Below are 7,646 nucleotides of genomic sequence, written 5' to 3' on the forward strand. Positions count from 1 at the left end.
ACCCTCCGGCCACCTGCGCCCGCACTGGACGCCGTGCGCCACCGCGCCCGGTTGGCCCATCGGTCCGGAGGCGGGTTTACTGGCGATGCCGAGGAAAGATGAGGTCGGTCATGCCTCGTGGACATCGACACGCCGAACCGGGTTTCCCGAAGGTGCCTCCGGGAGAGAAAGCGGAGACCTTCGAGAGGGAACTGTTCAGGAGGGCCCAGACAGGCCTTGAGGTGTACGGTCCGGATCTGCGGGTTCTGCGCTCCAACGCCGTCTTCCTGGCCTTGCGGGGCATGCCTGAGGCGCAAGTGGTCGGAGCCAGCCTGGGTGATCTGGACGGCCGGATCCCTCTGTCGCCGATCATGCGTGAGGTTCTGGACACCCGGGAAGTGGTCCGGGAACGCACGGTCGCCGCGGTCCCGGCCGACGACCCGCAGCATCAGCACGTGTACTCCGTCACCGGTTACCCCCTGCGACGCGACGGCCATAAACCGGGCGCCGTCGCGGCGATGGTCCGCGATGTGACCGAGCAGGTCCGCAAGCAGAGGGCGACGGACCTGATGGCCTTGGCCCGGTCCAGGATCGGCACCACGCTCGACGCACCTCGTACGGCCCAGGAACTCGCCGACATGGCGGTTCCGGCCTTCGCCGACGCCGTCACCGTCGACTTGGCGGAGGCCGTGTCCGACGGCGACGCCCCCATAGCGCCCGTCACGGCACACCTCCCGATGCGGCGTGCCGCCTTCTCCTCTCACGAGGGGTATTACGGGGTCTATCCGGTGGGCGGCACCAGCCAGTTCACGTCCCACACGCCCTACACGCGGGCCCTGGCGGACCTGCGGCCGCGGCTGGTCGACTTGGCGACGAATTCGGGCGCCTGGCTGGTGCACGACCGCATGCGGGCCGAGTTCATCGTCCGGTCCGGGGCGCACTCGATGATCGTGGCACCGCTCACCGTGCACGGCCTGGTCCTGGGTCTGGCCAGCTTCTACCGGACCCGCTCCAACCCCGAGCCGTTCGGCGACGACGATCTGTCGCTGGCGACGCAGCTCGCCTCCTGCACGGCGGTCTGCATCGACAACGCACGTCGCTTCACCCGGGAGCACGTGGTCGCGACGGCTCTGCAACGCACCCTGCTGCCCCGCCAGACGCCCCAGCTCTCCGCCGTCGAAGCCTCCCATTGCTACCGGGTCGGCCGTTACGGCGCTCACTGGTTCGAGGTGCTCCCGCTGTCGAGCTGCCGTGTGGGTCTGACCATCGGATATGTGCCGGGAGAGGACCTGCAGGCGTCCGTCGCCATGGCGCGACTGCGGACGGCGGCCTCCACCCTGGCCGCGATGGACCTGCCGGCGAATGAGCTGCTGGCTCATCTCGACGATGTCGCCCAGCGACTGGCCGGCGAGCAGGAAGCGGACCCGGCCACCCTCCACCGTGCACGGCCGCCGTTCACCGCGACCTGCCTGTACATGACGTACGACCCGGTCACCTGCCGTTGTACGGCTGCGTCCGCCGGTCACGACAGCCCACTCGTCACCAGTCCCGAGGGCGGCGTAGGGACGCTCGACGTGCCGCGCGGCGCGACTCTCGGCAAGGGCGAGCCGCACGAGGTCGTCAGTGCGGAGCTGGCGCCGGGCAGTCTCCTGGCGCTGTACTCGGACGGGAGCGCCGATCGCCATCCGTCGGAGGCCAGGGACCGCGTCGACCGGCTCCGAGCCGCGGTGGCCCACCCCCTCGCGGCTCCGGACGACATTTGCGACCAGGTGTCGTACCAGGTCCTCCGTGGCAGCACTCCCCAGGACGGTGCGGCGCTGCTGGTGGCCAGAACCCGGTCCGTCGGCGACGGCAGTGTCGCTTCCTGGACCCTCCCCGCCCGAGCGATCTCCGTGCGCGAGGCGCGCCGGGCCGCACGGGACCGGCTGGCGCAGTGGGGGCTGGAGGAGTGCGCCCCCGTCACGGAACTGATCGTCAGCGAACTCGCCACCAATGTGATCGAGCATGCCGAGGGGCCCATCAGGCTCCGCCTCATACGCGACCGTGTGCTGACCGTGGAGGTCGCGGACGACGCCAATACGACCCCGCGTCTGCGTCATGCCCGCCTGCAGGACGAGGGCGGGCGCGGCGTGTTCCTCGTCGCGTCCCTCGCCGACCGCTGGGGCATGCGCTATGAGGACGTGGGCAAGACGATCTGGGCCGAGCAGACGCTGACGGCCGCGTGACGACAGCGTTCGGTGCCCCTACCGGGGCCGGGCTCCTCGGTGGGGGAGTGTGACGCTGATGGTCAGGCCGCCCTCGGGGCGTGGGGTGGCTTCGGCTTCGCCGCCGTGGGTGTGGGCGATCGCCTGGACGATGGACAGGCCCAGGCCGCTTCCCTTGGCGGAACCGACGCGGTCGGTGAGCCTGCGGAAGGGCTGGAAGAGAGTGGGCACCTCGTGCGGGGCGATCGAGGGCCCGGTGTTGGTGACGGTCAGCACGGCTGCTTCGGGGCTGAACCGGGTGATGACGCGGACGGTACCGCCGTGATGGTTGTAGCGGATGGCGTTGTCGACGAGGTTCCGCGCGAGCTGCTCCAGCAAGGTGGGATCCCCTTGTAGCGGCGCGACATCGAGATCGCCGCGCAGGGCGATCCCGGCTTCTCGTGCCGCTGCCGCGGAGGCGTCGAGGACCGTTTCGGCGACGAGGCGAAGGTCGGTGGGCAGGCGCTCCACGGTGCCGCTGTCCGAGCGGGCGAGCGCGAGGAGGGCGTCGATGAGGCGCTCTTGGCGAGCGTTGACCCTCAACAGGTCCTCACCGAGGTGGCGTAGGGACGCCGTGGCGTCGCGGCGGTTCATGGCCACTTCCACGAGTGTGCGGTTGAGCGCGAGCGGCGTCTTCAACTCGTGCGCGGCATTGGCGATGAAGCGGCCCTGACCGGCGAACGACTCGTCCAGACGTTCCAGCATGTGGTCGAAGGAGTCGGCGAGAGTCTTGACCTCGCCGGGCGGCGCTTCGAGGGAGATGCGCTGGTGCAGCGTGCTCCCGGCCACCCGCTCGGCGGTTCGCGTGATCTTCGTGAGCGGTCGGAGAAGCCGTCCGGCCACCCACCAGCCGGCCGCTGTGGCCGTGATGCCGACGATGACGACGACCAGCGACCCCCACTTCAGCAACCACCACACATCACTGTGCAGGAGGACCGGATCAACGGAACGGTCTTCGTTCGACAGCTCCTTGAACGCACCTCTGTGCTCCGGCGCCACCACCGAATAGATCTTCGGATGCGCTTCGGGCGCCACCACTTGTCTGTCCCAATGCAGGTAGCGGACGACAAGCAGCACGGTGGCCGCGAGTACGGCCGAGGCGGCGAGGAAGAACATCAAGCCGAAGACGGCGGTCAGTTGCAGGCGCAGGCTGCCGCGGTGAGCGGCGATCCACAGGAACGGTGAGGCCGGCGCTCGCCGGGTCCAGCACCGGTGACCGCGGCGCTTCGGGTGGTCCGCCTCCGCCCGCGGAACCCGGCCGCCGTCATGAACGGACATCCGCTGGTTCAGGCCCGGCGAACGCGGCAAGCCGACCGGGACGAACTTCCGCACTGCCGCCCCCACACCCATCCGTCCACCTTCCTCCACTCAGCGATGTTGCTACGCCCAGTGTCCGGACCGGGCGTGAGCTGGGGGTGAGCGCGAGTGCTCACGGGCTGCTCACCGGCCTGCTGCTGGTATGCCGGCAGCAGCGTGACCAGGACTTCCTTGAAAGTGCCGTTGAAGGACGCTGCCTCCCGGCCATCAAAGGACGAGGCGGTCCTGGTCAAGACCGACGTTCGGCGGCGTCATCTTGTGGGCGTTGCGCTGCCCGGGACCGGGGTGGGCAGGGTGACCGTCACGGTGACGCCGCCGCCCGGACGAGGTACGGCATCGACGTCTCCGCCGTGGGCGTGGGCGACGGCCCGGACGATCGACAGGCCCAGACCACTGCCCCTGGCCTCGTCGCCGACCCGGTCGGTCAGCCGGCGGAAGGGCTGGAACAGGACGGGTACCTCATGCGCGGCGACGACGGGCCCTGTGTTGGTGACGGTGAGGCGCACTTCGCCGGCAACCTGTGCCGTGAGGACGCCGACCGCGCCGCCGTGAACGTTGTAGCGGATGGCGTTGTCGACCAGGTTCCGGGCCACTTGCTCCAGCAGGAGCGGGTCTCCGCGGAGTGGCGCGGGACGCAGATCCGTTCGGACCGTCACCGCGGCCTGTTCGGCCGCCTGCGCCGAGGCCGCGACGACCGAGGCGGCCGCCTCGGCCAGGTCGGTCGGCAGGCGGTCCACGGTGCCGTTCTCGGAGCGGGCCAGGGCCAGCAAGGCGTCGATCAGCCGCTCGTGGCGAGCGTTGACCGCGAGCAGGTCCTCGGCCAGGTGACGCGTCTCCACAGGAACGTCGCGCCGGTTCATGGCGACTTCGACGAGGGTGCGGTTGATGACGAGCGGGGTCTTGAGTTCGTGTGCCGCGTTGGCGATGAAGCGGCCCTGGCCGGCGAAGGATTCGTCGAGTCTCGCCAGCATCCGGTCGAAGGAGTCCGCCAGCCTCTTGACCTCGCCCGGCCCGGCCTTCAGGGCGATCCTCTGGTGCAGGGTCCCTTCGGCGACGCGTTCGGCCGTTCCGGTGATCTGCGTCAGCGGCCGCAGCAGCCGGCCGGCCGCCACCCAGCCTGCCGCAGTGGCCGCGCCTCCCACGGCCGTGGCTACGAGCGATCCCCATTTCAGCATCCACAACATGTCGGCACGCGTGTCCGTGCTTTGGGCAGCCGCGAGCCACCTGGCCTGTTCCTGGAACTGCGCTTGCTGCTGCGGAGTGAGAGGTGGACGCATCTTCACGTAGGAAGGGAAGGACGCTCCGGGGTGGGTCTGGCGGAAGCGGTAGACCAGCAGCACGGTGACACCCAGCACCACGGCGACGGCCAGGAAGAACATCACGCCGAATATGCCGGTCAGCCGGAGGCGCAAGCTCCCCCAGTGCTCGGCGAGCCGGCGGATGACCATGCTCACGATTTCCGGCCCGCGACGCCGGCCTTCAGGCTACGGGGCAGGGGGGGCATTCACTGGCTCCCGGTTCGACTTCTCTGGCCCGCCCATCCGCATTCGATTCCGTCCGCGGATCGAGGGCCCGGCCGTCAGTGAAATGCGGTCGCTTTCAGCCGGGATGGAAAAGGCTTCGTCCCCATTTTTTCGCATCTCCCGTCACGGGGGTAGAGGGAAGACCGAAGAATCCAGGCCGGCATCCTTGTGGAAATCACAGGAGCCCACCCCGACTCATTGATCGCCGCGGCCGGGGCGGCGGGTGCCGGGTTCACGCGGAGGGCTCGGCCGCGCGGAGCGCGAAGTGGGAGCCGTTTTCGGTGACGAGCCTGGTGAGGTGCTCGGCAAGGGCGGTGTCGGTGGGCGTGTCGGTCATGAGGCGCCGGTAGAGGATGGTGCCGGCCCAGATGTCCTGGACGAGGTCGGTGTCGAGGTCGCCGGGGAGGTCGCCGCGGCGCATGCCGCGGCGTAGCGCGGCGGCGATGTTCTCGCGTTTGCGGCGGAGGAAGGTCTCGCGGAAACGGGTCATGAGTTCGGGGTGGGGGAGGAGGCCCGCGGCGAGGGCGGGCAGTGAGGCCGCGATGTCCTCGTTGGTGTAGTTGTCGATGGTCATGTCGACGGCGTGGCGCAGTTCGGCGTGGGTGTCGCCGACGTCGGGGATCTCCTCGGCCCGGAAGATCTCGGCGAGGGCGTCGGCGACGAGGGCTTCCTTGTTCGGCCACCAGCGGTAGATGGTCGACTTGCCGACGCCGGCGGCGGCCGCGACGGCTTCGATGGTCAGTGCCGGGTAGCCCTGTGCCGACAGGACATCCCGCGCCGCGTCGAGGATCTTCGCTGCGGACCGCGGCCCACCGGTCGGCGGTCCCGAGGAGAATTCCAGTGCCATGCCAAAACGATACGTATCGTTTTGTTCGGCGTCAAGGCATGGTGCCGCGCTGCCGGGACACGTGCCGACCGGGCTCGGGACCCGGGCCGGGCGGAGGGTTTCCCTTCGTGGCCGACGCGTTTTCCGGATATGCGATCGCAGCGCGGAGGAGGCCCGGCCGAATGAATTCCTGCACGGAATCAGAGACGGATCACGCGACTGCGCACCGGGGAGGAGGCATGACGTGCTGAGGTACGGTGGAAATCGTCATCCGTTCGAAGGGCCAGGATTCTCGTGAGCGCACGACAAGCGGATCTCCCGAGCACTGATGATGCCGTTGCCGTGGAGCTCTCCTCGCTCTACCGATGGGCAACTCGGGAGATCGGTGATCTGGTGCCTGCCGTCGTGGACGACATCCGCGGCCAGGTCGGATCGTTCGAAGCGATGCCACGCGCCGACCACGAGAAGGCGGTGCTGGAGCAGTACCAGGCATTCCTCGCCTCGCTCCAGGAGAGGCGACCGCCCACCGGACGCGAGATCGAGGCTGCCCGAGAACTCGGACGAAGGCGGGCCCGGCAGTTCGTTCCCATGGAAGCCGTCATCACTGGCTTCCACATCGGCTACCGGCATCTGTGGGGCATGCTGCGCCGCGAGGCCCGCAACAGGAATGCGGCGGCCCTGCTCGCCCTGCTGGAACTGGTGGACCAGGCCTGGGCATGGGTGCAGCACATGTGCGGCGCTGTGGCCGAGGGCTACACCGAGACGAGCCGGGGCAGGGAAACGGCTCTCGTCGAACTTCGGCACCGATTCATCGGGGCCCTCTACGCCGACGGCGCGCAGGGCGAGGACGGGTTGTGCATGGCGCGGGCTCTGGACTTCGACCCCTACGCCTCCTTCCAGGCCGTGTGCGCACCCGTCGAAGCCTGGTCCGACACCCATTTCGACCTTTTGCGGCGGAAGCTGCACGCGGACGGCGGCACGCTGCACGCTGTGATCCACGGCGAGCGCGTCGTCATCCTGGCGCAAGGCGTGATCATCGCGGACGCCGGCGAATTGCTGCCCGCGGGAGTCGACCCGGTGGCCGGGATCGGCATGCCCAGGGCCGGACTTGCGGGTGCCGCGGAGAGCATCGGCGACGCGGAACGGGCACTCGTGGTCGCCCGGGAACGGGGGTGCACCGTTTCCTTCGACGACAAGTGGCTCATCGCCACCCTCCTGCCCCAGCGTGATCGGCTGGCCCCCCTCGTGCGCTCCACGGTGCCGCGCAGCCACCCACGCCTCGCCGAGGCCGTCCTGGCCTTCGCGCACAACGGCTTCTCGATCAGCGCGAGTGCCGCGGTCCTGCATCTGCACCCCAACACCGTGTCCTACCGGCTGGATCGCTGGCACCACCTCACGGGCTGGGACCCTCGATGCTGGGAGGGGCTGGCCCGCTCCCTCGCCGCCATCGTGCTGTACCCGCCGGAGAACCCGGGCCCCGATCCGGCGGCTCGCACCCCCTGAGCTGGGCACTTCGAGCATCGCTCACGTCCTGCTCACATCGGTCGTGCTTGGGTACGGGCGAAGTGCGCCAGGAAACGCGCGCACTCGCGGAGGGTGCGCGCGTCGGGATTTCCGGTGGTCGGTCCGCCGTTCGCGTCCCGCTGTCCTCGGAAGGCCCGACCTTGCTCTCAGTCAACGTCGGGCGGCGCGTGAAACGCGCAGCCCCTCAGCCTCGCGACCATGCCGTCGATGCTGCACGTTTCATGGCGAGCCCAT

Annotated in this window: 5 protein-coding genes; 2 read left to right on the top strand and 3 right to left on the bottom strand. The window is 69.4% G+C overall.

Annotated elements, in window-relative coordinates; translation table 11 throughout:
* Window positions 1-110: 110 nt before the first annotated feature.
* On the top strand, window positions 111-2,204 hold the full coding sequence (locus tag AC3EUJ_RS31385) for a SpoIIE family protein phosphatase (RefSeq protein WP_431967349.1): 2,094 nt from the start codon (window positions 111-113) through the stop codon (window positions 2,202-2,204).
* A gap of 18 nt (window positions 2,205-2,222) precedes the next feature.
* Here AC3EUJ_RS31385 and AC3EUJ_RS31390 read toward each other — a convergent pair whose 3' ends face one another.
* The 3 genes from AC3EUJ_RS31390 to AC3EUJ_RS31400 form a co-directional block, all read right to left on the bottom strand.
* Entirely contained in the window at window positions 2,223-3,572 is a 1,350-nt protein-coding gene (locus AC3EUJ_RS31390) for a sensor histidine kinase (protein WP_431967351.1), read from the bottom strand.
* A 218-nt stretch (window positions 3,573-3,790) separates the two neighbouring features.
* Entirely contained in the window at window positions 3,791-4,987 is a 1,197-nt protein-coding gene (locus AC3EUJ_RS31395) for a sensor histidine kinase (protein ID WP_431967363.1), read from the bottom strand.
* Window positions 4,988-5,294: 307 nt separating this feature from the next.
* On the bottom strand, window positions 5,295-5,909 hold the full coding sequence (locus AC3EUJ_RS31400; protein WP_431967353.1) for a TetR/AcrR family transcriptional regulator: 615 nt from the start codon (window positions 5,907-5,909) through the stop codon (window positions 5,295-5,297).
* Between the two features lie 321 nt (window positions 5,910-6,230).
* On the opposite strand from AC3EUJ_RS31400, the gene AC3EUJ_RS31405 reads away from it, so the two are divergent.
* Window positions 6,231-7,391 (top strand): PucR family transcriptional regulator, encoded by a 1,161-nt coding sequence (locus tag AC3EUJ_RS31405; protein WP_431967355.1) that lies wholly within the window; start codon window positions 6,231-6,233, stop codon window positions 7,389-7,391.
* The last annotated feature ends 255 nt before the right edge of the window (window positions 7,392-7,646 follow it).

It is taken from the genome of Actinacidiphila sp. bgisy160 (genome assembly GCF_057707815.1).